Source organism: Variovorax ureilyticus, from assembly GCF_037889935.1.
GTDB classification, from domain to species: Bacteria; Pseudomonadota; Gammaproteobacteria; order Burkholderiales; family Burkholderiaceae_C; genus Variovorax; species Variovorax ureilyticus.
In genome coordinates, this window is the sequence record NZ_JBBKZU010000018.1 from 76,632 (window position 1) to 102,310 (window position 25,679).

Below are 25,679 nucleotides of genomic sequence, written 5' to 3' on the forward strand. Positions count from 1 at the left end.
TAAGGGAATTAAATAGATGCTTTGGCAGCGGGCGCTTCTATGAGGGTTGCGCGGGAGGTAAGGCGTTCGACCCGCTTCCAGTCGAGCGAAAGCCCCGCCCCGGGCTCTTCGTCGACGTGCATCCATCCGTCATTAATCGCGACGGGGCGCTTGAGGATGGCGTCGATCGGATCGGCTCCGGATTCAGGCGGGATGTACTCCACCCCTTCGACCTGAGGCAGTGCGCAAGCGAGATGGATATGAAGTGGCGCGAAGACGTGCGGGAACACGGTCGCACCGCCGAGTGCGGCCAGCTGCACTGCAGACAATGCCCCGGTGATGCCGCCGCATGTCGTGGCATCGACGCGTAGGACCGAGACGCTGTCCGCGAGCCGGCGCATGGAACGAAGGTCGATCACGTCTTCCCCCGCAGCTACCGGCGTACGGAGGCGCTCCTGGAGCGCGGCCGTGAGATCGCCGTCCTGCGGCCCGAAAGGATCTTCCAGAAACGCGAGGCCTGCGCCGTCGATCGATTTGCAAAAGCGCATTGCTTCCGTAAGCGAAGCCCACGACCAATGCGCATCTGCTGCGACACGTCCTGACGCCACGCGTGTGACGGCTTCGACGTAGCTCAGGTCGAACGCGGGGTCATCCCCTTTCAGCATGACTTTCACACGCGCATAGCCCTGATCGAGGCGCATGGAAACTTCGTCAGCAATGTTCTGGACGCTGCGCGTATCCATGTAGTAGCCAGCGACTGCGGTAACCGGGGCTTTGGCCCGCAGCCCGCCCAGCATTTTGTAGAGTGGGAGTTCCGCAACCTTGGCGCAGATGTCCCAGAGCGCGACGTCTAGCAGACTGAGGGCCCGTGAGTACACCGGTTTCGAAGTTGCGTTGGCCAGCTCGAATGAATGCAGGGGTTCTCTTCGCATGAGCGGATCACGCCCGAGCAGGCCGCTTGCAACACGCGACAGTGCTTCGAGTAGAGGCGTACCGCGGGGATAGCCAAAGGAGTCGCCATAGAAACCAGCATCAGTCTCGATCCGGACTGCGACGAAGTCTCGAGTCTTGATCTCGACAGCGCCGAGCCTGAGCATCTGTGGCAAAGGCACTTTCACTTCGGCCAGTAGGATGCGAGTGACTTTCATCGAGCGGTCCCTAGAAGTTGAATTGCGATAAGAAGATCGAACCGGTACGCGGAGCGGGTCTCATCGATCTGGAAAGCGTGTGTCCCAAAGCCGCCTCGACGTCTCACGCTCGTAGGCCTTGCCATTCGGAAAGCTCACAAGCTCAAACTGCAGACCCCAAGGGGAGAGAAAGTAGACCCAGGTTTGGCCGCTGCTCGGGCCCGCACTACGCACTGTCGGCTCACCGAGCACGCGAATGCCGTTCGCCTTCAGGTGCGCAATCGCTGCCCCGATGTCATCGACGTAGAGAGCCAGGTGATGACCGCCCACATCGCTGTTCTTGGGCATCTGGGTGCGCTGATCAGGCGACACGTACTCAAACACCTCATAGTTACTGCCGTTGCGGCAACGAAAGAAGCGCAGCTTCCTCACGATCGCGCGAGGGTGGACATTGAGATGGGTTTCCATCCAGTCGTCGTCAGCGCCAAAGGGCCCTACGTCGTAGAACTGCTCACACCCGATCACGTTTACAAAGAAGTCGGTTGCCTCTTGTAGGTTCGGCACCGTCAAGCCGACGTGATCGGTCCCACGCAGGCCAGGGATGCCTAGCACAGAGGCACTTTGGTTGTGCGGTTCGCTCATTTGTAGTTCCATTCGTTAACAATTCAGAAAGACCGAGATCCAGACCGACCGGCATCACATTGCGACGATGCTGTCCGGTGTTATGCCCGGATGCTTCGCTCCGCCCCGGCGACCTCGGCACCGACTCTTGCCAATGAAAGCGCGTTTACCCAACCCGTCTGACGCGCATCGCCCGACGCACCCACTCTTACCGTTCAACATTCCCGGTCTCAAATCTGTCTTGCGCTTGAAACTCTGGGTTGCTGTGCTCAAGCAGCGCCCCGTCAGCCTTTGCAGTTCGTGGGGCCCTGCTGCGGTAGCGTTCAGCTTGTTCCGCCGCGAAACAGCCGCGTGAACCAGCGCGCAACCATCGCCCGGAGCAATGCAAAGGCGCTCAGCTCGTTGACGGCCGGCGCCGGCTCCCGGCTGCTGCCGGTCGCGACTCGGCTGGCCGCTGCGCGGAAGTTCTCGCTGAACTGCGCGAGGATCACGTCCGACGCAGGCCCGATCAATCGGCCACTGAATTGGGCGAGCTTGCCACTGACTGTCATCGTGGCTAGGCCGACCAATGTGGCCCGACCCGGCGCATCGCCCGGAACAACACGAGCGGTCAGGTTCATCGACGCCGACGAGCCCGTCTGGTCCACGGCCTTGCCGAGCAACTGGATTTCGTGATCGGCCGGGTTGAACGCGAGCACCTCGATTTCTCCAGCAAATCGAAGCGTTGCGGGGCCGACCCTGCTGGTGACTGCGCCCTTGTAGTGGCGGTCGTCGAGTTGCTCCGTGATTTGCGCCCCTGGCATGCAGGCCGCCACGGCGCGGACATCGCTGAGCAAGGCCCAGCTTTGGTCAACGCTGGCGTCTAGCGGCACTTTCTTGTCAACTTTCACTTCCATGGCATCGCTCCGGCATGCGTCGGGTCCTGGGAGGCGGCGGCCGTGGCTGACTCGCCGCGGTAGTCTCCCTTGAGTGCGCGGAGCGCCATCAGCCGGGTGTCGCGCCAGCGCATGCGTTCTGGCTGCCGCACGAGGGGAAGCAGGGCCCGACGCTCGCGTTCCACCCTGGCGATCAGCGCCTCACCCCAGACGCGTGGGGCGCCCATGCTCTCGCACAAGCCGCGCAACATGCCGCCGTAGCGTCGGGCATAGTCGCCAATCCCGTCGGGCGCATTCAGGTCGCCGTTCTCGAAAGGTCCGATGAAGGCCCACCGCAGGCCGAGCCCATCGCGAACCGCCTTGTCGACATCGTCGGCACTCGCCACACCGTCCTCGACCAGGCGCCAGGCTTCGGCCAGCAAGGCGGCCTGCAAGCGGTTCAGAACGAAGCCTGGAATCTCCTGCGTGACTATGATGGGCACCTGCCCGATCCCCTGCATCAGCGCTTGCGTGCGCTGCATGTGCACCGGGTCCGTCCAGGGTGCAGGAACGATTTCCACGAGCGGCACGAGGTGCGGCGGATTGACCGGATGCGCAACGAGGCAGCGGTGGCGGCTTGCGAGTTCGGATGCGAACGCCGATGCCGGCAGCGCGGATGTCGAACTGGCCAGTGTCGCGTCGGCAGGCGCATGACGCTCGAGCAGGCCGAAGATTTCGCGCTTGAGGGCGGTATCCTCAGGCAGATTTTCCTGAACGAAATCAGCCCCCGCCACCGCACGCTCGAGATCCGTCACGCACTCGACGCGTCCAAGCAGCGCCTCGGCGCCTTCCTCCTGCAGGCCGTACTTGCGCAGGTCATTGCAGGTGTTGGTCACCCAAGCTCGCAATTCCTGCGCCTGTGAGCTGGATCTGCAGTGCACCGCCACTTGGCAACCGGCGCGAGCGAACGCCACGGCCCAACTGCGTCCGATCAGCCCGCCGCCGACGACGCCGATCTTCAAGCCAGTTACCTTCGCGCCATGCTTAGAGGTATCCATAGGACGACCACCCCCCATCGACGGCGAGCACCTGGCCCGTGATATGCGCGCTGCGCGGTTCGCACAGGTACACGACGGCCTGTGCCATGTCCTGCGGCGTGCCGAGGCGTTGTTGCGGCGTGCGACGCTGTATGGCTGCAAGGTCGACTCTGCCTTCGCTATCAAGGGACTGCAACAACGGCGTGTTCACGTAGCCGGGCGCCACGCAGTTCACCCGCACCCCATGTGAAGCCCATTCAATGGCCAGCGTCTTCGTCAGCATCGCCACCGCCGCCTTGCTAGCGCAGTAGGTCAGCCGCTGCGGGGCGGCCACCAGCGAATAAATCGAGCCCAGATTCACGATGGCGCCCTGGCCACGCTCGACCATTCGTTTGCCTGCGGCCCGGGAGCAGTAGAAGACTCCGTCTAAATTGACGGCCATGCAGCGCCGCCATTCGGCGTCGTCGATCTCTAGGGCGGCACGGTTGCCGCTGACCCCGGCGTTGTTGATCAGCAGGTCCACGCAGCCCCAGATGCGGTCGAGATCCTCGAATGCTTTCTCCACTGAACCGGGGTCGGTCACCGAGGCTTGGACGGTGAAAGCCCGCCCACCGAGCCCCCTTACCTCCTCGCAGGTGGCTTCCGCGCCTGCGGTGTCGATGTCGAGGACCGCGACTTCAGCCCCAGCGGCCGCAAGGGCCAGCACGGTTGCCTGTCCTATCCCAGATGCACCTCCGGTGAGGACGGCGCGCTGGCCTGCCAAGGGGGTTTGTGCGCTCACCGCGACCGCGTTGAGATTTGACTGCTGCATTGATCTACTCCTGTCTCGCGGCTCAGTCCGGGATTGACGCCGAGCCAATCCTGTTCAGACCCGCGCGCGGGCCCCTGCGGGCAGCAAATGCGCTGGCCGGGAGGGCATTCAGTGAAGCGAATTGGTGCCGTCTTCCACTGATCGAACTGGAGTCAGGCGCTCGGCGAAACTGGTGGCCGGTTCGATGGTCCGCGGCAAAGAGGTGTGTCCTGGAAGCGCCGGCACGGCCTCCGCGCGCCTCCATGTAGCGGTCGGGTGTCAAGCGCTGGCTCATGCTTTGCTCCTGGCATTCCGGATGAGTGCTCGCAGCCGCGGGGGCGGCACTGGGATCTGCATGATCTCCACGCCGAGGGGGGAAAGCGCATCCTCGATGGCGCTGGCCAAGACTGCGGGTGCCGACATCCGGCCGCCCTCCCCACCGCCCTTGATGCCGTACTCCGTGAACGGCGAGGGAGTTTCCAAGTGCGCCGTGCGGACGTGCGGCACGTCATGCGATGACGGCAGGCAGAACTGCCCGAAGTTCGCGTTCACGAACTGGCCCTCGGCGTCGTAAATGAACTCTTCCATCAACGCCGTGCCGATGCCATTGGCCGTGCCGCCCACGACTTGGCCGTCCAACGTTCGCGGATTGACGACGGTACCGGCGTCGTGCACCGCGGCGTAGTCGAGGATCTTCACCTGGCCGGTCTCTTCGTCTACTTCGACAACGGCGATGTGGCACTGGTGCCCCATGATGGGATAGAAGATGCCCAAGTGCTTTCGCTCGGGGTGCGGCTCCGTGGCTAACGGGTGGTCGTAAACGGCAGTGGTCTCAAGGCCAGTGTCGAACTCGGGCGTGTCGGGGAAGGCCTTGCGGAAAAAATTGGCCATGATCGCGATTTCAGCGATCGTCTTCTGGCGATCGGTGCCGATGACGCGCACCGCGCCGTCCGCCACTTCCACGTCCCCGACCGACGCTTCCAGCAGGTGCGCGCCGAAGCGCTTGAGCCGATCCTTGAGGCGGTACGATGCCGTGACACATGCACCTGCGATCATGACCGTGAACCGACTGCCATTGGCACCGATGCCATTGAAGCCGGTGTGTGAGTCGGAGTAGCCGATGGCGATGTCCGTGGGCGCGACGCCGAACTGCTCGCACAGCACTTGGGTCACCATGGTTTCCGAGCTGGTGCCGATGAAAGGGGTCTGCAGCTGGCAATAGAAATGTCCGGAACCATCGATGCGCAGCTGCACTGCCTCGGGCGCGCTGGTCAGCGTGAAGCCAGGGGTCTTCACGGGGTTGAGAAACCACCATTCAGTGGGCGAGTAGACGCTGCGTTCCTGGCAGGTCGCCAGCCCAATGCCGACGCGGCGGCCTTGCGCGCGCGCTTCGGCTTGGCGGGCCTTCCATTTCGGCAGGTCGATCAGCGCCTTCGCCTTTTCGAGCACCGCCTGGTAGTTGCCGCTGTCGTAGATGTTTCCCGTCGGGATCATGTAAGGGAACTCGTCGGGCTGGATCATGTTTCGCAGCCGAAGCTCTTCTCGATCCATGCCGAGCTCGCGAGCCGCCACATCAACCAAGCGTTCGATGACGAAGTTGCCGCACTCCGCACCGAAGCAGCGGTACGGACCTTGCTGGCACTTGTTGGTCAGCACGGCGATCAGGTGCATGCCCACGCTGTTGATCTTGTAAGGACCGACCACTTGGGCCAGCGGATTGCCGTTTGTGCCGACGCTGAAGTGCAAGTAGGCTCCGTAATCGTCAATGACCTTGAACCGGAGCGAAAGCATGGTGCCGTCGCGCTTGAGAGCCAGTTCCGCGTCGTAGCGGCGGTCCGGGCCGTGGCCATCGGAGCTCAGGAAATGCTCCAGGCGGTCTTCGATGTACTTCACTGGGCGCCCGGAAAGGCGCGCCAGGCCGGCCGTCATGATGATGATCTTGTGCAGTAGCACCTTGGTGCCGAAGCTGCCGCCGTTGGTAACTCCGACGAGCTTGAGCTTGGTAGGGTGAACCTTCAGGCAACCCGCGATAACCCAGGGTATGAAGTTGCCGAAGGCACTGTTGCTGGTGACGGTGTAGCCGTTCGCGTCGTCGTACTCGGCAATGGCGCCGCAGGTTTCAATGGGGGTGCCCGCCGATCGGCCCCACACCATCTGCCGCCGCACCACGAGGTCCGCCTTTGCGAAATCCTCATCCACCGGGCCCCAGTCGAAGGTCTCGTCGTAGGCAACGTTCGACTCACGCTCAGTGGGATGGATGACGCCGTCACCGGTTGCCTGCATCGCGACCTCGGGGTCGCTGTTGACCGGCAGCGGCTCATATTCCACCTCGATCAGTTCGACGGCGTCCTCTGCAATGTAGCGATCCTCGGCGACGACGGCGGCCACCACCTCGCCGACATGCCTCACCTTGTCGATGGCCATCGGGTGCTGGGTAATGGGCGGGCTCGCGAAGGAGACCGCGCTGGCGGCGACCTCGCTCATGTCGCGTCCGGTGACAACGCGCACGACGCCGGCTAGGGCTTCAGCCCTGCTCGTGTCTACTCGGACAATGCGGGCGTGGGCGTATGGGCTGCGCAGCACAGCCGCGTGAGCCATGTTGGGAACGCTCAGGTCATCGATGTAGCGGCCCTTGCCCGTCAGCAGCTTAGGGTCCTCGACCCTTGGCATGCTCTTTCCGATCCACTTCGCGCTGGAGCGCGCCGGCTCGCGTTGCCGGCTTGGCGGAATGACGTTATCAGCCAGATGGGGGCTCTTCATGATGTTGCCTCTTTGGTGTTGCGCAGCTTGGCGGCGGCGGACATCACCGCCGCGACGATGTTCTGGTACCCGGTACATCGACACAGGTTGCCGGAGATGGCCTCGCGCACCTCCTCCTCGGTTGGGGAGGCGTTGCGCTCCAGCAGCTCTTTGGCGACCATCAACATGCCCGGGGTGCAGAAGCCGCACTGCAGGCCGTGTTCCTCGTGAAAGGCCTGCTGGATGGGGTGCATGGCGGTGGCAGTACCCAGGCTCTCGACGGTTTGCACGTCGCTGCCGTCCAGCTGAGCGGCGAGCGTCAAGCAGGAGCGGACGGTCCGCCCGTTCAGCATGACCGTGCACGCGCCGCAGACGCCGTGTTCGCAACCCACGTGTGTGCCCGGCAGGCCCATGTCATGGCGAAGAAAGTCGCTTAATAGCAGACGCGGGATCACGTCCACGCTTCGTTGTCGGCCGTTCAGGCGAAAGTTGATCGTTACGGATTTCATGGCTGCTCCTCTGGATCGTTTCAGTTCGAGCGACTGGCTGCGTCTGCCAAGGCTCGGCGGGTGAGGATCTCTAGCAACTCGCTTCGATACTCGGCCGGTACCATGGAGTCACCGCTCGGTACAACGCTGCTGGAGGCCTCCCGACCCGCGCGCTGGAAAGTCTGCTGGTTGGCTTCTTGGCCGATAAGCCAACGCTCGACGGCATCCAGCCGCACCGCCCGTGTGCCGATGCCGGCGGCAGCGACTTTCGCCGTGGAGATGCGGCCGGCCTTCAGCGTCAGCAGCGCCCCCACGCAAACAAAGGCAAAGTCGCCCTTTCGGGTACTGACCTCGTGGAAGCCCCATCCTTGCCCTTTTGGCGCTACAGGAATGCGCAACCTCACCAGCATCTCGTCGCTTGCCAGGGCCGTCTCGTACAAGCCGAGGAAGAATTGTGCGGCCGGGACATGCCGGAGACCCGCCGGGCCTTGCAACTCCATGGTTGCTTCGGTGGCCAGCATCACGGCTGGCATTTCGGACGCCGGATCAGCGTGGCAGAGATTTCCGCACAACGTGCCGCGATTGCGAATGGTGCCGTGCGCCACGTGCTCGTAGGCGGCGGCGATCAGCGGACAAGCCTCGCCGACGACCTCGGACCGCTTGACGTCCTCATGACGAGCGAGAAATCCGATGACGAGTTCGTCCCGATCCCGGCGGATGTAATCGTGTCCCGGGATACGGTTGACGTCGACGATGAGACGTGGCTGCGCCAGCCTCAGATTCATCATCGGCACAAGACTCTGACCACCTGCCAGCACCTTCGCGTCAGGTCCGCCCTGCGCCAGGAGCGCGATTGCGGCCTCGAGGGTATCTGGCCGGCTGTATTCGAACGCTGCGGGTTTCATCTCGTCTCCTGCTGTTGTTCCACGATAGGGTCGGGTGCGATTGACCGCGCAATCAACCCGCGAACTTCGGTTCCGGCAAACCGCGGATGCCAAGCCCCTTGATCCGGAACAGGGCGCCGGCCCCGAATTGGGGCTTCGACTCCGCGGCAAAGTGCTCATGAGTCTTCGGGTGCGTCACGCGTCCCATCGAGGTCACGTAGATCTCATCGAGATCGTCCCCTCCGAACATCACGCTCGTGACGTTGCGCACCGGCATGCCAATTCGCCGCTCGACCTTTCCGTCGGGTGTGTAGCGGACAAGATCGCCCGAAATCACCTGCGCGTTCCAGATGCAGCCTTCAGCATCGACCGTGGACCCGTCGGCGAGGCCGGTATCGGCGCTCGTGCTCGCGAAGGGTTGTTTGTTGCTCAGGCTGCCGCTTTCGATGTCGTAGTCGTAGCGATACAGCTCTTGCTTGAAAGAGTCGGCAAAGTAGAAGGTGCGATCATCGGGGCTCCAGCACGGACCGTTGGAGCAGATGATTCCCCGGTCGACTTCGACGACGTTCAGGTCGGGGTCCAGCCTGTACAGGCTACACACCGCGAGCTCTTCTTCGTCGTCCATGCCGCCCGCGAAGAAGCGGCCGCGCCGGTCGCACTTGCCGTCGTTTAACCGCACTCGCCCGCCATGCGTGTCGATCCGCTTGACGGGCTGGATCTCTCCGCTTTCGAGGTCGAGGAAATAGAAGCCGTCACTAGCGGCCAGGACCGCACCGCCCCGCGTGCGCAGCGCCATGGCGCCCACGTCGAGCTGAAGGGACCAATTGCGAGTCGCGCCAGTTCGCGGGTCGAATCGCCAGACGGTTGGCTTGCCAACCCTCTGCCCCGTGCAGTCCAGCCAATACAGCAGGCCATGGTCGGCATCCCATACCGGGCCTTCGCCCAGATGGTTCGCGCATTGCATGACGCAATCAATCGTATAAGCCATCAGGTCCTCGCTCGTGAAACTAATTAGACGTATGGTGAATTACAGGGGGGTTTTTTTCATCGGTGCTTTCCCTAGGTAGTAACGGGCTGCGAAACATTCGCAGCCAACGTCGCGCGTGAGTGACTGCCGAGCTAACGTGAGCACGCGCCGTTCCACGGTTCCGCGTTGCCCCTGCATGTAGCCTAAATTTGCGGGCTGCGCCCAGGGATTCGAGGAGGTCTCCCTGGCAGAGCAGGCACCCCCACGGCTTGTGCTATCACACCAGTCGCTGACGCCGGGCGATGAGGCGGGGATCGGCCAATTCGAAACGTCGGCGAAGACCGTGCACGTCTCTTCGCCGCAGGGATGAACCCCGGTCTCCATCGCCGTTGCGGGTACTCGCGGGAGTGGCTCATCCCCCGTATTCAGCCGGCAAGCATCAAGCGACTGCAGCAGTGGCGTGCTTGCGTAGCCTAGGTTCACGGTTCACCCACGCGCTCATCGCCGCCCATCCAGTAACCAGCGTATTGGTCAGCATGTCCACGGCCGGCCGTGCTAGCGCCAAAGGTCAGCGCCTGCGGCGCAGCCAGCAAGCGAATAGATTGAGCCGAGATTGACAACCGAACTTCTTTGTCAGGCAGTCACCCGCTGCGCTGCGGCGCACGGGCGCACGGGCGCACGGGCGCAGGGTCAATAAAGCACGCCTTCCATGAGCTCATACCGCAACCCGGAGCCATTCGCCGTCGTAGATCATCTCGAGTGGTGCCCGCATAGCATGTAAGCGCCGTCTCCCGACACATGCCGTGGCGCCTTTCGTCAGTCCATGCGAAAACCTTCACAGGAGTCGGACCGACCGGCTATCGGTTGTGCTGCGTTCTTGAATCGTGCGCACCGAAGGCTCAGTCCCCCGTGGTCTGGTTCCTTCATAAGCTTTTCCCAGGTCTTGCTGTCCTGTGCGAGGAATTGGGCGAACTCGGCCGGCCGTTCCGCCTGAAGGTAGCAAGCCAGGCTCGCTCAGCCGGCGGCAAAAATCTCAGATGCGAAGATTGATGCGGACAGGGCATTCGACCGAGTGGCGCGATAAGCTCCTGCGCGCCAGCATGTCTCGAGTCGCGGGTCGCGGGACTACCCGCATTTGAGCGATCGCTATCCGCAGGTTTGTCGGTGTGCCAGCGTTCGACCCGTCAAGCGCGCCCGTCAGTCGCGCGCAGCGGTGCTAAGCGCTTTAAATCCGCCAACCACGAACGTCACCAGGTGCGCGAGAATTTCTTCGGCCCCTCGGGGCGGTGATTGTGGCCGTTTCAGGAGGCGCTCCCAACGGCCGGTGCCGGCACTGACGAACAGCATCGCTGAAACCATGTAGAGGAACGCATCGACAAGGCTCTCCGGCGGCAAGCTCGGCAAGGCACGCGCGAACTCCACGAGGTAGGTACGTGCCAGTCCGTCTGAATGACGTTCGATCACATCGACGCCACGAGGTGAATTGGCGAGCCGACCCATAAGGGTGGCGAATTTGCGCCAGCCCGGATCACCATGGCTTGTCGCTTCTACGAACGGTTTCACGTAACAGCGGACCAGAACGTCCAGCGGCACCGGGCGACTGCCACGTAAGGCTAGTGCTTCGGCCAGAAGTTGCTCCCGCTGCGCGTTTAGCAGCGAAATTCGCCGCCTAACCACCGTGTCGAAGAGTTCGTCTTTGCTGCCGAAGTGGTACCCCACTACAGCGGCCTGCACCTCCGCTCGTGCCGCGATGTCGCGAATGGAACTCCCGTCGTAGCCCTCGTCGGCAAACAGGCTCTCCGCGTGATCGAGGATCTTGATCCGCGTCTCCTCGCTGCTCCTGCCTACGGGCCGGCCGATCGTCTTCGGCGCGGCGCGTCGCGCGCGCTGAGTATTCGAGGGAACGACAATGGGTTGGGGCATCTTAACGGCCATCTTCACTAATATAGTCGGCGCTTGACAAAGCCACGCACATGCTCGTTTCCCGAGGCTTTGGAAACTAGAACGAGCGGTACGAACAAATGGTCTCGCGGTCCTATCTCACAACAATCCCCGGCCTCGACGTCGTCTGGGCTGCACACGGCCACCACTTCCTCGCCAGCCATGCTGACCGGCGAAACAGCGCCCCGTCGATCGGCACCAAAAAAAAGAATCAGACGTATGATCAGATACTAACTGATTCGCTGGCATTGGGGCTTACCCCGAGAAATCCCTGACTCCGCGTCCTTCAGACTGGCAAGTCGTCCGCACTGGTCGCTAGGATTTGGCACACATACGGAATGAACCTCCTGCCGCACTCCTTTGAACGCAAAGACTTCCATGAGAAGTGCAGCGGCGTGCTCGCCACGTCCGAGAGCAAAGGGGCGGGCGACGCCGGCCAGCGAACCTCTAGCATCACCATTCGCCGCTTGGCGGCCACACGTCGTAACTTGGCAGCGGCACCAGGCTATCTTGATGTTCACAGCTCGCCCTCAAGCATCGACGAGCTCGCAAATCCGAGGGGTAATGCTTCACGGTCTGCACGTCTGGAGGAGGTCGCACAATTCATGCAAAACACCGTGCTCGTCGAGCCACAAGCCTCCCGGGAGTTTTGACGAGGTGGGAAAATTGCTTCGAAACGTGCGGGTCGCCTGCGGTGCGCTGTGGACCTTAGTCTGCGGCTACTGGCACTTGATGGTTTCCACGTTAGGCGCCGCATATTACACGGTCGATTAGCAGCGCCGTCACTTCTCCTGAGCCGGGGTTTTCGCAATCAAGGCAGATTGCTGCCAGCGCCAACCCGCAGCTGTTTGGCGATCACCAACTGACTTCAGGGCCCCAGCCTAGGAGGACTCCCCCTGGCCGAGGGCTCTAGTTCGATCAACATCGCTTTCCAGAGCCGGCGCATATCCGAGTCGTATCACCGTTGAAATGGGCAAGCAGGCCGCGCCCTCAGAGGATGCCGATGTGGCGCTGAGGAACGCTGCTCCGGGCCAAGGAACTGTATGTGGAACCGTCGTGCCGGCACCATAGGCGCTACCGCGCTACTGCGTGCGCTCGCCCAACAGGTCCGTTGCTCATGGCGCGCACCCAGGCGACCAGATCAAGACTGCTCTGAGGGGTGCGCCGTCGGCAATGCTCGGCGACTCGATGTCAGGAAAGGGCACTGACCCGCAGGTCCGTCGCCCTCCGTAAGGACGCCTTACGCAATGCAGAACGGTCTTACGACAGTGGAGACCTTAACTTTTCGACCGGCGAGATGTGTCGTCCATGGGGCCGGCGCTCGGTTTCCGGGGCCGACGTCGACATGGGCGGTGACTGATCGGTCCCCCGGGGCTTCTCCACCGAAAGCAACGGGTCGAAAGCCAGGCTGACCGGTCGTTGGTCCGCTGGCGGTAGACATCGACGACTTTGATCAAGACGGGCTCGAGCGGGCTGTCCCTCATGACCTTGATGTCGTCCGCCAGGAAGATGCTCAGCCTGATTCGCATCAGTGTCGCTCTATGGATCTTCCCTCCGAAAGCGAAACGTCGCGCCCCGACTTCGCTCCGCACGCAAGAACAATGGATTTCAGGACGCAAGGAGCGCCTTTGCCCGCGCGACCACGTTGTCTACGTTGAAGCCGTACTTATTCAGAAGGACCTCCGCCGGAGCGGACGCGCCGAATCGGTTCACACCGAGCATGCCACCGCGCGTGCCGACATAGCGGTCCCAGCCCTGGCACACGCCGAGCTCCACGGCGAGGCGCGCCGTGACCTGCGGCGGTAGTACGTCGTCGCGATAGCTCTGAGGCTGCATCTCGAACAAGTCCCAGCTTGGCATCGATACGCAGCGCACCGCAACACCTTCGGCCGAGAGGCGCTCGGCCGCAGCGAGGATGAGGCCGACCTCCGAGCCGCTTGCCATCAGGATCAGCGTTGGCGGCGCTGTGCCCGCATCCTCGAGGACATAGGCGCCTCGCCGGACGCCTTCGGCGCTCGCGTATCGGCCGCGGTCGATCGTCGAGACGTCCTGCCGTGTCAGTGCCAGCAGCACGGGCCGGCCGCGCGCCTCGATGGCAATCTTCCACGCGACTGCGGTCTCGTTGGCATCGGCCGGGCGCAACAGCGTCAGGCGAGGGATCGCGCGCAGGTTGGCGAGTTGCTCGACCGGCTGGTGCGTCGGTCCGTCCTCGCCGAGGGCAAGGCTGTCGTGCGTGAAGACATGGATGACGTGCAGGCCCATCAGCGCTGCCAGGCGGATCGGCGGGCGCATGTAGTCGGAGAAGATCAGGAAGGTCGAGCCGAAACTGATGAAGCCGCCGTGCGCCGCCAGACCGTTGACGATGGCGCCCATTGCGTGCTCGCGAACGCCGAAGTGGATGTTGCGGCCCGCGTGACTCCAGCCGCCGCCTTCGGAGCCCTCACTGTCCTGATTCGGGGCCAGCGGCGGGTTGAAGTCGCCCTGCCCTTTCATCGCGGTGTGGGTCGATGGGTCGAGGTCGGCCGAACCCCCCGCGAGCGCCGGCAACCTCGGCGCCAAAGCATTGAGCACCTTGCCGCCGGCAACGCGCGTTGCCATGCCCTTGGCATCGGCGGCGAACACCGGCATGTCGGTATCCCAGCCGGCCGGCAGCTCGTCGCGCAGTCGCCTTTGCAGCTCGAGCGCAAGCTCGGGAAAGGCCTCGCCGTAGGCGGCCATGCGTTCGTTCCAGTCGCGCTCTGCAGCCGCGCCTGATGCCAGCGCTTCGCGAAAACGGGCGAGCGCAGGCGCGGGCACGAGGAAGGACGGCTCGACCGGCCAGCCGAGCGCCTCCTTGGTCTTCTTGACGTCGGCGGCACCGAGCGGCGAGCCGTGCGCCTTGAAGCTGTCCTGTTCCGGGGATCCGAAGCCGAGGTGAGTGCGCACGAGGATCAGCGACGGCCGCGTCGTGTCGGCGCTGGCCGTGGCGAGCGCCGCATCGATTGCCCGCACATCGTTGCCGTCATCGACATTCATCACTTGCCAGCCATAGGCCTCAAAGCGCTTGCCGCGATCCTCGGAAAAGGTGATGTCAGTGCCTGCGGAAAGCGTGACCAGGTTGTTGTCGTAGAGGCAGATGAGCTTGCCAAGCTTCAGGTGACCCGCCAATGAAGCCGCTTCGGAAGCGACACCTTCCATGAGGTCTCCGTCGCTGGCGATCACCCAGGTGCGGTGATCGATCACGCGGTGGCTGTCGCGGTTGTAGCGCGCTGCAAGCTGTGCCTCGGCGATGGCCATGCCTACTGCGTTCGCAAAGCCCTGTCCGAGCGGACCGGTCGTGACTTCGACGCCCGCCGTATGGCCGCGCTCCGGGTGTCCCGGCGCCCTGCTGCCCCACTGTCGAAACCGCTTGATGTCCTCGATAGACAGGTCGTAGCCGGTCACGTGCAGCAGCGCATAGAGCAGCGCCGAGCCATGTCCGGCCGACAGCACGAAGCGGTCCCGGTCGGCCCACAGCGGGTTGGAAGGATGGTGCTTCAAATAACGCGTCCATAGCACGTAGGCCGTCGGCGCTGCCCCGAGCGGCAGACCTGGGTGGCCGCTATTGGCCTGCTGCACCATGTCCACCGAAAGGAAGCGCAACGTGTCGATGCATTGCCGGTCTTGCGGGTCTGTCATGGGAATGGCCTCAAGTCGTTCAGGCGGCGGGCGCCCCGGTCAGCATCGCCGACTTGTCGGCAATCCCCTCAAGCAAGCTCTTCCACGAATTGGCGAAGGCATCGGCGCCTTCCTGCTGCAGCCGCTCTGCGAGCGCTGCTTCGTCGACGCCATGCACACGGAATTCGGCGATCACTGCTTCCGCATCACCCCCGTCAAGCGGCATCGTGGCTTCCACCTTCCCGTGCTCTGCGAACGCCAGCAGCGTCTTGTCGGGAATGGTGTCGATGGTGCTTGGCGCGGCGAGTGCCGAGACGTAGAGCGTGTCCGGCGCGGCCGGATCCTTTGTTCCGGTGCTGCCAAACAGCAGGCGTTGGGGGCGTGCGCCCGCGGCCGCGAGCTTTTGCCAGCGCGCCGATTGGAGGAGCTCGCGATACGCCTTGTACGTCCGGCGGGCGATCGCGATCCCGAGGCGGTTGCGCTCCGCCGCCGGCACCTGGTCCTTCACGGCAACGTCCCAGCGGCTCACGAACAGCGACGCGACCGAGTCGACCCTCGCGCTCTTCCCTGCGGCAATTCGCCGTTCGATGCCGCGCAGATAGGCCTCGGCCGCGGCGAGGTACTGCTCACGCGAGAACAGTAGCGTCACGTTGATTGGCACGCCGGCGAAGATGGATGTCTCGATCGCCTTTACGCCGGCCTTGGTTCCCGGAATCTTGATGTAGAGGTTGGGCCGCGCCGCTGCCGCGTGCAGGCGCGCCGCAGCGTCGATGGACTGGTCGGCATCGTCGGCCATGAGCGGTGAAAGCTCGAGCGATACCCACCCGTCGATGCCGCCGGTGGTGTCATGCACCGGCCTGAACAAGTCCGCGGCACGCCCCAGGTCGCTCAGCGCGAGCTGAGTGAAGAGGTCTTCGCCAGAGCGACCGGCACGCGCCAATGTCGCGATCTGCTCATCGTAGGCGACGCCTTTGCCGATGGCATGCTCGAAGATGGTGGGATTCGAGGTCAGGCCAGTGATCGAGAAATCGCGGATGTAGCGCGCGAGTGTTCCGTCATCGAGCATCTGTCGACTGATGTTGTCGAGCCACAGACTCTGGCCGAGGGCCTGCAGCTTTTTCGTATTGGCATTCATGTCATCTCCTGGATGGCGCGCAGCTGCGATTCGAAGTCGGGCTCAAGCAAGTCGCCGATGTGATCGACACTGATGTCGGCCGCAGGGTAGCGGGCAAGGTTCGCCGGGTCACGTGCGTAGTGGCCCTGACGCGGAAAGACTGTCACGAGGCGCCCCCCGAGAATCCCCTTCATCGCCGTCAACACACGTTGCTTGTCGTCGACCATGACGTAGCGGCGCGTCGGATAGCAGCGCTGGACGTTGTCGAGCATCAGCTCCTTGTGGACGTAGATCTCAACCCGGCCCTCAACAGCGTCCCAAAGTCCCGAGCGCTTGACCTTGCGTGGTTGGAAGACGACGTCGCCGTCCGAGAGGATCACCGTCAGTCCGAGACGGCCGAGATGGGCGATGACATCGAGGGCGCGTGGATACAGGCGCTGGGCAAACGGATAGTCGATCAGGAAGGTCGAGAGCGACAGCAGCCGATAGGCGTCGGCATCGCTGTCTTCCACGTCCGCACGGTAGCTCTGCAAGGCGCCAAGGTAATCGGTGTAGCCGAGTCGGTCACGCAACGCATCGAAGATCGCCCAGTAGCGGTCGGAACGGGCGACACCGAACTCGCGCTCGAGATGCTCGCGCAAGTCGGCAACGATGCGGTCGTTGTCGAGCAGGGTGTTGTCGACGTCGAGGAGGAAAGCGAGATCGGTGTTCATCGGTCCCAAGGCCTGTTCACTGCGCATCTTGGGATTTCTTCTCGATGTGCCCACCAAACTCGTTGCGCATCGCCGAGAGCACCTGGTTCGCGAAGACGGCTTCTCCGCGCGACGTAAAGCGTTGGTAGAGCGCCGCGCTCAGCACCGGGGTCGGCACGGCCTCGTCGATCGCCGCTTCGATGGTCCAGCGCCCTTCGCCCGAATCGGAGACGCGGCCGCTGTAGGCCGCGAGTTCGGCGTCCTTGCGCAAGGCGTGCGCCGTCAGGTCGAGCAGCCACGAGCCGATCACGCTGCCCCGCCGCCACAGTTCGACGATCTCGGGCAGCTTGAACTCATATTGATAGAACTCGGGGTTGCGCAGCGGTGTGGTTTCGGCATCGGAGTCGCGGCCGCACTTGCCGACGTTGGCGTTCCTCAGAACGCCGAGGCCCTCTGCATACGCGGCCATGAGCCCGTACTCTATGCCGTTGTGAACCATCTTGACGAAGTGGCCGGCACCGGGGGGACCGCAATGGAGGAAGCCCTGCTCCTCCGGGCCCGCCTCGCCCGAGCGGCCGTGCGTTCGCGGCGCCGCATCGATGCCCGGCGCCAACGCAGCGAAAATCGGCACCAGGCGCTCGACTGCTTCGGGCACGCCGCCGATCATCAGGCAATAGCCGCGGCCCTGGCCTGCGACGCCGCCGCTTGTGCCCACGTCGATGTAGTGCATGCCCAACTCACGCAGCATCTCGGCGCGCCTGATGTCGTCGCGATAGTAGGAGTTGCCACCGTCGATGACGACATCTCCCGGAGCGAGAAGCGACTTCAGTTGTTCGATCTCGGCATCGACGAAAGCGGCCGGCACCATCAGCCAGACGACGCGCGGCCGCGCCGTCTTCGCTATCAGTTCCGCAAGCGACGCCGCACCGATCGCGCCGTCGCTCTGCAGCGCCGCCACGGCTGCTGGCTGCATGTCGTGGACGATGCACTCGTGGCCTTTCGCGAGAAGCCGGCGAACCATGCTGGCTCCCATTCGGCCGAGGCCGATCATCGCGAGCTGCATGGTGGTTCTCCTTTCGATCGAACGTCGTGCCGACGGGGCCATGGCAGGTGTCGATGCCAGACGGCGACCACGCTTCCGATAGGAGATGGCGTGCGTGCGGTTGGTTCCCCCGGGTGCTACGGCGGTGGTGCGCAGGCGCGTAACTGGGCGATCGCCGATGCGTAGTCGGATGCGCCAAATATTGCTGATCCAGCGACGAGCGCATCAGCACCTGCATCGACGGCTCGCCAAGCGTTTGCGCCATCCTGGCCGCCGTCCACCTCGATCCATGGGTCGAGGCCGCGCGCCGTGCACAACTGGCGGAGCTCGCGAATCTTCGGTAGCACCTCGGGCAGGAACACTTGGCCGCCGAAACCGGGGTTGACGGACATCACGAGCACGATGTCGCACAGATGCAGGACTTCTGCGACGAACGCGATCGGGCTGGCCGGATCGAGAACGACACCCGCCTTCATGCCGAGACCACGTATGCGCGTCAGCACGCGGTGCAGGTGAATGGTGGAGGCGGGCTCCGACTGAACCAGCAGGTGATCGGCGCCCGCCCGCATCATGTCGCCGAGCCATCGCTCCGGCTCGACGATCATGAGGTGCACGTTGATCGGCTTGGCGGTCGCTCGCCTGACGGCTTCGATCACCACGGGCCCAAAACTGATGTTGGGGACAAATCGCCCATCCATCACGTCGACATGAATCCAGTCGGCGCCCGCGGCGTCAACTGCATGCACCTCTTCGGCAAGGCGACCAAAATCCGCGGCGAGGATCGAAGGGGCGATCACGAGTCGCTTCACCAGAATGGTATAGCACGCAACCCTTCTCTGTGCAATCGGCGCGATACGGGAGTGCCTTGTCGCCTGCCCTTTGGGCGATCTTCAAAACCTCGAATCGAGTGTATGGCGGCAACCTTTCGGAGCAGATGACCGGAAGACCCGAGGAACGAGATGGCCCCGTCCTGTAACTGCTGATCGGCGGTGACTCGACATTCGGAGTTCGAGCTCTGAAGGACCGCTGGTAGCCGACCTTATTACCCGCCCTGCGGCGGGGCGTGCTTGTAGGCACTCGGCGGGAATGCGACAGGATTGTCGGCAGCGCCATGTTCAGTGCCGCAAGCATCAGATCGGCGCTCATCTACTCGCAGATGGCGGAGCCACAACACGCGGGCTCCACGCATCCGGCACGACCGGGAAGATAAGCCCGCTCAGCTGGGGGACGTAGGTCATGTCGACCCATCGCTCGTCAGAGCCGCCCGCGATAAACCAGCGCTTGACCGGATCGGGCGCTGAGCGCGGTCGCCCATCGCGGCTCGTGGTCACGACAAAGCCCAGGTCGACTGACGCCTCGCATCGCATTCACACGCATCCGCAGCGTCAACGCCGCTTCGCGTCGGCGCTGAGACTTTCGGTGGTAGGAGCCTCCGGTCCCAGGGATCTTTTCGGCAGCGGGCCGATCGCACCACTTACACACTTCCCGGTGCCAACATGAATGTTCTCGTAATCGACGTGGGGGGCAGCCACATCAAGATTCTCGCGACCGGACAAACCGAGGCGCGCCGCATGGATTCGGGTCCTTCCATCACGCCCAGCGAGATGGTGGAAGGCGTGAAGGCCATGGCCGAGGGCTGGAGCTATGACGCCGTCGCCATCGGCTACCCCGGCGTGGTCAAGAACAACCGGCCGGTGCGGGAGCCGTACAACCTGGGCAAGGGCTGGGTGGATTTCGACTTTGCCGGCGCTTTCGGGCGTCCCATCAAGATCATCAACGACGCAGCGATGCAAGCGCTCGGCGACTTCAAGAATGAAAAGCTCCTGTTCCTCGGCCTGGGCACCGGCCTTGGCACCGCGATGGTCCTGGAGGGCGGCACGGTATTGGCGATGGAGCTCGCGCACCTCCCTTACAAGGACTCAACCTTCGAGGACCACGTTGGCGAGCAGGCCCTGGAGCACCACGGCAAGAAGGAATGGCGCAAGCGCGTCGCCGACGTGGTCGAACGGCTGGTCGCGGCGCTCGACCCTGACGACGTGGTGATCGGTGGCGGCAACGTCAAGCACCTGGACGGGCTGCCGCCCGGCTGCCGTGCTGGCGAGAACTCCAACGCCTTCATCGGCGGCTTTCGGCTCTGGGAGGGGGCTGCGAAATGAGCAGGGCAGCCGATGCTCCCGCCGATGCGCTCGTTTTCTTCGGTGCTACTGGCGACCTCGCGTACAAGAAGATCTTTCCGTCGCTGCAGGCGATGATCAAGCGCGGTCACCTGGATGTGCCCGTGATCGGCGTCGCCAAGGCTGGCTGGAATCTGGAGCAGTTCCAGGCCCGCGCCCGCGACAGCCTGGAGAAGCACGGCGGGCTCGATCAGGCCGCCTTCGAGAAGCTGGTCGCCTTGCTGCGATATGTCGACGGGGACTATGCCGACGATGCGACCTTCCGCGCGCTGCGCCGCGAACTCGGTGCCACGCAACGTCCGGCGCATTACCTGGCAATCCCGCCGGCGCTGTTCGGCGCGGTCGTCGAACAACTGTCGGCGGCGGACTGCACCCGCGATGCGCGCGTCATCATTGAGAAGCCGTTCGGCCAAGACCTGGCTTCGGCGCGCGCGCTGAACCAGATCCTGCTCAAGACCTTCGACGAATCGCGCGTCTTTCGCATCGATCACTACCTCGGCAAGGGCCCGGTGCACAACATGCTGCACTTTCGCTTCGCCAACGCGCTGTTCGAGCCGTTCTGGAACCGCAACTACGTGCAGAGCGTGCAGATCACGATGGCGGAGGATTTCGGCATCCAGGGCCGCGGCGTCTTTTACGACGCCACGGGCGCCACCCGTGACGTGGTGCAAAACCACTTGTTCCAACTGCTGGCCAACCTCGCAATGGAAGCCCCGGTGCGCACTGACAGCGAATCGATCCGCGACGAAAAGGCGAAGGTGCTGAAGGCGACGCGCACATTGACGGTGAGCGATGTGGTGCGGGGGCAGTTCAGTGGCTATCAGCAGGAGCCGGGCGTTGCGGCCGACTCGACCACCGAGACCTTTTCCGTGGTGCGGCTGCATGTCGATTCGCCGCGCTGGCAGGACGTGCCCTTCTACATCCGCGCCGGCAAGTGCCTCCCTGTGACGTGCACCGAGGTGATGATCCGGCTCCGCCGGGCGCCCTCGATCTATGCAGCGCACTGCCCGCTGCCGAACCACGTGCGCCTGCGGATCAGCCCCGACGTGACGATCGCGCTGGGCATGAATGTGTTGCGGCCCGAAGACGAAAGCCAGAGCGTGGCGACCGAGATGACGGCCAGCCATCGCCCTGGCGCCGGCGAGATGGATGCTTATGAGCGCCTGCTCGGCGATGCCTGCATGGCGACGCCACCCTTTTCGCACGCGAGGACTATGTCGAAGAGGCTTGGCGCGTGGTCGATTCGGTACTGAGCGCCGGTACGCCAGTCCATTCCTACCGGCCGGGGAGCTGGGGGCCAGCAGAGGTGGCGGCTGTCACGCCGCCCGCCGGCTGGCACGACCCGCGGGTGAACTGAAGCCATGACGATCGAGGTCCTAGGCCATCGGTCCCCCGGTATTCGACTTTTTCAGTAATCAAGCGCACTCTTCTCCTCGTGCCAAACGAAAGGGACCAGCCGATGCCCCGTGTTAGACGTCTCTGGCTTATCGTGGCCGACCTCGCCGCGGTCCTGATCCTGTCCCTCTTGTAAGCCTGCGCGCAGCCAATCGTCTCGCCAACACGGCCGTCCGGCGGTTTTCGCTGCACAAGGGAGGTCGACGCTTCAACCGTCGAAGGTGCCAGGTCTCGCCAACATTTGAAACTTCCCCGTTCTATTGATCTTTGTGCTGCGTTTCCAATTGCGAACCGCATCTTCGTCGCGCTCGATGGCCCGCTTCTCAGGCTTCTGCGGGCTGAACCCCAGGGCGCCGAGGATGCGCCAGACATGCACTTCACTGAAGGACACCCCATACAGACGCCCGATGAGCACCCGCACCCGCTTGAGCGTCCACAACTCGGTTCCAAAGCCGTGCGCCGTCGGCGGCTGCAACAGCGCGCGGCGCAAGTCCTCGAGTTGCTGCGCATCCAACTGCGCAGGACGCCCCGGCGACATGGCGCGCAACGCCTCGATGCCACCTTCGTCCAGCCGAGCTTTCCACGTGTACACGGTCTGGCGCGCCGCGCCGACTGCGGCTGCGGTCTGCGCGGGGGTCTTTCCCGCCAGCAGCATTCGCCCAGCCCGCACCCGCCCACGGCCGTGGTCGCCAGGAGTGGCAGCAAAGCATTGTTGTCATGCGTGAGTCCGAATGCGAAGCCCGTCGTAGTGAGCGGTGCGCGCATAACCCCACCGAGCATGGCCGCCATACAGATCAGCGCCCACAGCATCGGGGTCGCAGACCGGGATCACTTGCCCGAACGCCACACCAAGGCCGGCCCCCCATCATCAGCAGCGGCGCCAGCACGCTACCCGACGTTCCCGAGACAAGCGCGATCACCCAGATGACAGCTTTCACACTGAGCAACGTCAGGACGACGCCGAGCGCGCGCGGCTCCAGATAACCGCCGATAACGACAGCGAGACGGCAAATTGCGAGCCACCACATCCAGGGCAACGGCAACTTGCCAAAAAGGTCCTCGACCTTGTAACTGGCCGTCACCCGCTTCTCGGGCCGGCCGGCGCCGAGGCATCCGGTCGGCTACCCGGGTCTGCCCGGCCCGGTGACGCGCGAGGCCTACTCGCATGAAGTGAGCAGCGCCGGCATCAGGCCCGGCAACGAGGTGTATCCGAGCGCGGCGTTCTTCTCCTATGCCTATCCGACCCACCCGGATTCGAGCAGGCCGTTGTTGGACCGGGCGAGGCCTTCTTCAGCGAAACGCTCGGCGAATGGATGCTGCCTTAGCGACGGCGTCCGCACGGCCGCGGATCCTGATGCCGTCGTGCTGGACTTCCTGTCCGGGAGCTATCGCGCGGCTTCCGATCTTGCGGGTTGGGACCGGGGCCGGGACTGCGGCATGGCGTGGCGACCACGCCGAGGGCGATTCACGGCCAGGCGGCTGTCGAGGCATCTTGATTCCAATGGCTTGCTCCAAATCAAGGAGGCGATGCCTTGGCCGCGATAGGGTTGGACATCAGAGAGAACGGACCATGACGCACCCCAGCCTCGCCATCATCCGTCGCGAGCATCGGGCCCTGTCAGCGATGCTGCGCTCGATCAGCCTGCTCCTCGCCGGGCATCGACGCCGCAACACCCTGCCCGACTTCGATGCCCTGCAAGCCATGCTGTTCTACGCCGACGAGTTCCCCGAGAAGCTGCACCACCCCAAGGAAAGCCGCCTGCTCTTTCCCAAGCTGCGCGGGCGCAACGCACAGACCGACGCGGTGCTCGATCGGCTCGACGCCGACCATGCACGCGGCGAGCACGCGATCCGCGAGCTCGAACATGCACTGCTCGGCTTTCGCATGATGAGCGGTACCGATCAGGGCGAAGCTCGGCGGGACAAGTTCGAGAACCTGATGAAGCGGTACGCCGACTTCTATCTCGAGCACATGCGCATCGAGGAAGCCGAGATCCTGCCGCTGGCAGAGGCGGTGCTCTGCGACGATGACTGGGCCCAGCTCGACGCGGCTTTCCTGACGAACCGCGATCCGCTAGCCGGCTACGGGGCCGATGAGGCCTACCGGCCGCTTTTCAGGAAGATCGTCGGCGAGTTGCAGAAGTCGGGGAGCGTCGGCTCGGCGCTCGAAGCCTTCTCGGGCACCTCCCTGTCGATGGGCGACAGGGAAACCCAATGACATCCTCCGCACGCCTGAACTCCCTCATCGCATCGGCGGCCGCCGGATCCGAACAACCGTTCTCGATGATGGAAGCCTGCCATGAGCGTCTGCAGCGCACCCTCGGACTGCTCGAGCGGCTGTGCGCGCATGTCGCGCGCCAGGGCGCCGACGAGCAGGCGCGGCGGGCCGCCCGCGACGTCATGCGCTACTTCGACAAGGCCGCGCCGCAGCATCATCTCGACGAGGAGATGTGCTTCGAGGAAGGCGACGGCGAATGCCGGATTACCGGCCAGTGCTGCCTGCGTGGCGTGCTGGACGAGGCCGTCGCGGCGTTCTATGCGGTTCTCGATCGCTACACGCCGGCAGACCTCGCGCGGAACCGGGAGGCGCTCTCCGCGATCGCCTTTGTCGACAGAGCCCCGGAGCGCCGCCGGGGCAAGGAGGCGACATGAGCGCATCCTTTCCCTACGACGGGCCGGAAGCGCTGCGTGCACCCGTCAGCGCCGCGTTGTCGCGCGTCGTCGATCCGGAAGTCTCGATGAACATCGTCGATGTCGGGCTGATCTACGGCGTCACCATCGACGCCGTGAACGTACATGTGTTGATGACGATGACCTCGGCCGCCTGCCCTGTGATCGATCTCATCATCGAGGACGCGGAAATCGAACTCGACAGGGTCGTCCCGGCCGATCTCAAGATCTGCATCGAACTGGTGTGGGAACCGCCCTGGACGCCCGACCGCATGAGCGCGAGCGCCAAACGGTTCATGGGGTGGTGAACGTGGAACGACCCGCCGTCCGAGGCCGCCGCCAGACATTGACATCCAGCCCGCGGATCTTCGCGCGCCTTGTCTTCGGTGCGCTGGTGGCCGGGTCGCTGGTGAGCGGTGTCGCGGGGGGACTCTGGCGACTGGGCGTCGCGCTGCCGGATCCGCTTTCCTTCCCCTGGACCGGCCAGGTGCTGCTGGTGCATGCGGCGCTCATGATTTGCGGTTTTCTGGGCACGGTCATCGGCCTCGAACGCGCAGTGGCCGTCAAGCATCCGGCGGCTTTCTTCGCGCCCCTCGCGTCCGGCTTCGGCGCGCTGTGCCTGATCCTCGGGCGGCAGGCTGTCGGCGCATGGCTCGGCGCGGCGGCAGCGCTGTCCTTTCTCGCGGTCAATGCGGTGCTCGTGCGGCGCCAGCGCGCGGCCCACACCCTCCTGCTGTTCGTCGGCGCGGCCGCCTGGCTCGTCGGGAATCTCCTGTTTGCAGCGGGCCGGGATGGCGCCGCCGTCTTCCCGTGGTGGTTCGCCTTTCTCATCATGACGATCGCCGCCGAACGCCTCGAAATGACGCGGCTCATGCGGCAGCGCCCTGGCGCCAACGTCGCGCTCCACGCGGTTCTGTCCCTGTTGCTGTTCGGCGCCGCATGCTCGGGTGTGGCACCGCGCATCGGGGGGCTGGTCTATGGCACGGCGCTCGTGCTGCTCGCTCTGTGGCTGGTGTGCCTCGATGTCGCGCGACGCACGGCGTTCGCGCACGGCATCAGCCGCTACATGGCGATCTGTCTTCTGGGCGGCTATGCCTGGCTGGCAGTCGCCGGCGCGGCGTGGGCCACGACGGCGCTCGGATGGCCCACCCGCGATGCGGCGCTGCACGCGCTGGGGCTCGGCTTCGTCCTCAGCATGATGATGGGGCACGCGCCGGTCGTGCTGCCCGCGATCGCACGGGTCAAGCTCCAGTTCGGCGCCTTCTTCTACCTGCCACCGGCCGCCCTGCACCTGTCGCTTCTGACCCGGCTCGTCATGGGTTTCTTCAGCCAACCGCTGCGCGCTGCCGGCGCCTCGCTCAACGCGGCAACGATCGGCTTCTTCGCCGTCACGATGGCCGGTGCGGCCGTGGCGTGGCGATTCCAACACGGCGTTGCCCGCGCCAGAAAGACCCGGTAATGGCTCGCTTCACCGCCATCGAGAGCGCGCAAACACCCGCCGTACAAGCGCCTGTCTTTGCCCTCTGGCA

Annotated in this window: 22 protein-coding genes and 3 pseudogenes; 8 read left to right on the plus strand and 17 right to left on the minus strand. The window is 64.1% G+C overall.

Features of this window, described 5'->3' with window-relative positions; all coding sequences use genetic code 11:
- Positions 1 to 8 precede the first annotated feature (8 nt).
- The 10 genes from WKW77_RS29655 to WKW77_RS29700 all read right to left on the minus strand — a co-directional run bounded on the left by WKW77_RS29655 (position 9) and on the right by WKW77_RS29700 (position 11,409).
- Positions 9 to 1,127 carry a mandelate racemase/muconate lactonizing enzyme family protein gene (locus tag WKW77_RS29655; protein ID WP_340360475.1) on the minus strand — a complete coding sequence of 373 codons (1,119 nt, stop codon included), beginning with the start codon at positions 1,125 to 1,127 and terminating at the stop codon, positions 9 to 11.
- A 60-nt stretch (positions 1,128 to 1,187) separates the two neighbouring features.
- Positions 1,188 to 1,748 (minus strand): VOC family protein, encoded by a 561-nt coding sequence (locus WKW77_RS29660; protein WP_340360476.1) that lies wholly within the window; start codon positions 1,746 to 1,748, stop codon positions 1,188 to 1,190.
- A gap of 302 nt (positions 1,749 to 2,050) precedes the next feature.
- Positions 2,051 to 2,623 carry an SRPBCC family protein gene (locus WKW77_RS29665; protein ID WP_340360477.1) on the minus strand — a complete coding sequence of 191 codons (573 nt, stop codon included), beginning with the start codon at positions 2,621 to 2,623 and terminating at the stop codon, positions 2,051 to 2,053.
- The gene (locus WKW77_RS29670; protein WP_340360478.1) at positions 2,614 to 3,603 is read right to left on the minus strand and encodes a 3-hydroxyacyl-CoA dehydrogenase; all 990 of its coding nucleotides are present in this window, start codon (positions 3,601 to 3,603) and stop codon (positions 2,614 to 2,616) included. The genes WKW77_RS29665 and WKW77_RS29670 overlap by 10 nt, the downstream gene beginning before the upstream one ends.
- A gap of 22 nt (positions 3,604 to 3,625) precedes the next feature.
- A complete protein-coding gene (locus WKW77_RS29675; protein WP_340360479.1) occupies positions 3,626 to 4,429 on the minus strand; it encodes an SDR family NAD(P)-dependent oxidoreductase in 804 nt (267 codons plus the stop codon).
- A gap of 270 nt (positions 4,430 to 4,699) precedes the next feature.
- Positions 4,700 to 7,168 (minus strand): xanthine dehydrogenase family protein molybdopterin-binding subunit, encoded by a 2,469-nt coding sequence (locus tag WKW77_RS29680; protein ID WP_340360480.1) that lies wholly within the window; start codon positions 7,166 to 7,168, stop codon positions 4,700 to 4,702.
- Positions 7,165 to 7,656: a (2Fe-2S)-binding protein gene (locus tag WKW77_RS29685; protein ID WP_340360481.1), complete on the minus strand. Its 492-nt coding sequence runs from the start codon at positions 7,654 to 7,656 to the stop codon at positions 7,165 to 7,167. Before WKW77_RS29685 ends, WKW77_RS29680 begins: the two co-directional genes overlap by 4 nt.
- A 20-nt stretch (positions 7,657 to 7,676) precedes the next feature.
- Positions 7,677 to 8,540, minus strand: a complete 864-nt coding sequence (locus WKW77_RS29690) for an FAD binding domain-containing protein (RefSeq protein WP_340360482.1) — start codon at positions 8,538 to 8,540, stop codon at positions 7,677 to 7,679.
- A 52-nt stretch (positions 8,541 to 8,592) separates the two neighbouring features.
- Positions 8,593 to 9,507: an SMP-30/gluconolactonase/LRE family protein gene (locus tag WKW77_RS29695; protein ID WP_340360483.1), complete on the minus strand. Its 915-nt coding sequence runs from the start codon at positions 9,505 to 9,507 to the stop codon at positions 8,593 to 8,595.
- A gap of 1,176 nt (positions 9,508 to 10,683) precedes the next feature.
- Positions 10,684 to 11,409, minus strand: a complete 726-nt coding sequence (locus tag WKW77_RS29700; RefSeq protein ID WP_340360484.1) for a TetR/AcrR family transcriptional regulator — start codon at positions 11,407 to 11,409, stop codon at positions 10,684 to 10,686.
- A 356-nt stretch (positions 11,410 to 11,765) separates the two neighbouring features.
- Between WKW77_RS29700 and WKW77_RS29705 the strand changes: the two genes are divergently transcribed.
- Positions 11,766 to 12,080 carry a hypothetical protein gene (locus WKW77_RS29705; RefSeq protein ID WP_340360485.1) on the plus strand — a complete coding sequence of 105 codons (315 nt, stop codon included), beginning with the start codon at positions 11,766 to 11,768 and terminating at the stop codon, positions 12,078 to 12,080.
- 955 nt (positions 12,081 to 13,035) lie between these two features.
- Here the strand turns inward: WKW77_RS29705 and tkt are convergent.
- The 5 genes from tkt to rpe form a co-directional block, all read right to left on the minus strand.
- Positions 13,036 to 15,084: a transketolase gene (gene tkt, locus WKW77_RS29710; RefSeq protein WP_340360486.1), complete on the minus strand. Its 2,049-nt coding sequence runs from the start codon at positions 15,082 to 15,084 to the stop codon at positions 13,036 to 13,038.
- A gap of 19 nt (positions 15,085 to 15,103) precedes the next feature.
- On the minus strand, positions 15,104 to 16,198 hold the full coding sequence (gene tal / locus WKW77_RS29715; RefSeq protein WP_340360487.1) for a transaldolase: 1,095 nt from the start codon (positions 16,196 to 16,198) through the stop codon (positions 15,104 to 15,106).
- Positions 16,195 to 16,917 carry an HAD family hydrolase gene (locus tag WKW77_RS29720; protein WP_340360488.1) on the minus strand — a complete coding sequence of 241 codons (723 nt, stop codon included), beginning with the start codon at positions 16,915 to 16,917 and terminating at the stop codon, positions 16,195 to 16,197. The genes tal and WKW77_RS29720 overlap by 4 nt, the downstream gene beginning before the upstream one ends.
- A complete protein-coding gene (gnd, locus tag WKW77_RS29725; RefSeq protein WP_340360489.1) occupies positions 16,907 to 17,932 on the minus strand; it encodes a phosphogluconate dehydrogenase (NAD(+)-dependent, decarboxylating) in 1,026 nt (341 codons plus the stop codon). The genes WKW77_RS29720 and gnd overlap by 11 nt, the downstream gene beginning before the upstream one ends.
- 116 nt (positions 17,933 to 18,048) lie before the next feature.
- Positions 18,049 to 18,708, minus strand: coding sequence for a ribulose-phosphate 3-epimerase (gene rpe, locus WKW77_RS29730; RefSeq protein ID WP_340360490.1), 660 nt, complete (start codon positions 18,706 to 18,708; stop codon positions 18,049 to 18,051).
- A 699-nt stretch (positions 18,709 to 19,407) separates the two neighbouring features.
- On the opposite strand from rpe, the gene WKW77_RS29735 reads away from it, so the two are divergent.
- On the plus strand, positions 19,408 to 20,067 hold the full coding sequence (locus tag WKW77_RS29735; protein WP_340360491.1) for an ROK family protein: 660 nt from the start codon (positions 19,408 to 19,410) through the stop codon (positions 20,065 to 20,067).
- Positions 20,064 to 21,442 (plus strand): annotated as a pseudogene (gene zwf, locus WKW77_RS29740) (glucose-6-phosphate dehydrogenase). The gene WKW77_RS29735 and the pseudogene zwf overlap by 4 nt, the downstream one beginning before the upstream one ends.
- 306 nt (positions 21,443 to 21,748) lie before the next feature.
- On the opposite strand, the pseudogene WKW77_RS29745 reads toward zwf, so the two are convergent.
- Positions 21,749 to 22,150 (minus strand): annotated as a pseudogene (locus WKW77_RS29745) (IS630 family transposase); the annotation flags it as partial.
- A 5-nt stretch (positions 22,151 to 22,155) separates the two neighbouring features.
- Positions 22,156 to 22,556, minus strand: a pseudogene (locus WKW77_RS29750) (chloride channel protein); the annotation flags it as partial.
- A gap of 55 nt (positions 22,557 to 22,611) precedes the next feature.
- Here WKW77_RS29750 and WKW77_RS35095 point away from each other — a divergent pair.
- Genes WKW77_RS35095 through WKW77_RS29770 form a run of 5 tightly spaced genes read left to right on the plus strand, consistent with a single transcriptional unit; the run spans position 22,612 to position 25,609 of the window.
- A complete protein-coding gene (locus tag WKW77_RS35095; RefSeq protein WP_422823293.1) occupies positions 22,612 to 23,025 on the plus strand; it encodes a DUF5996 family protein in 414 nt (137 codons plus the stop codon).
- A gap of 25 nt (positions 23,026 to 23,050) precedes the next feature.
- The gene (locus tag WKW77_RS29755) at positions 23,051 to 23,698 is read left to right on the plus strand and encodes a hemerythrin domain-containing protein (protein WP_340360492.1); all 648 of its coding nucleotides are present in this window, start codon (positions 23,051 to 23,053) and stop codon (positions 23,696 to 23,698) included.
- Positions 23,695 to 24,132, plus strand: coding sequence for a hypothetical protein (locus WKW77_RS29760; protein WP_340360493.1), 438 nt, complete (start codon positions 23,695 to 23,697; stop codon positions 24,130 to 24,132). Before WKW77_RS29755 ends, WKW77_RS29760 begins: the two co-directional genes overlap by 4 nt.
- The gene (locus WKW77_RS29765; RefSeq protein WP_340360494.1) at positions 24,129 to 24,458 is read left to right on the plus strand and encodes a metal-sulfur cluster assembly factor; all 330 of its coding nucleotides are present in this window, start codon (positions 24,129 to 24,131) and stop codon (positions 24,456 to 24,458) included. The genes WKW77_RS29760 and WKW77_RS29765 overlap by 4 nt, the downstream gene beginning before the upstream one ends.
- Before the next feature lie 2 nt (positions 24,459 to 24,460).
- Positions 24,461 to 25,609 carry a hypothetical protein gene (locus WKW77_RS29770; protein WP_340360495.1) on the plus strand — a complete coding sequence of 383 codons (1,149 nt, stop codon included), beginning with the start codon at positions 24,461 to 24,463 and terminating at the stop codon, positions 25,607 to 25,609.
- The last annotated feature ends 70 nt before the right edge of the window (positions 25,610 to 25,679 follow it).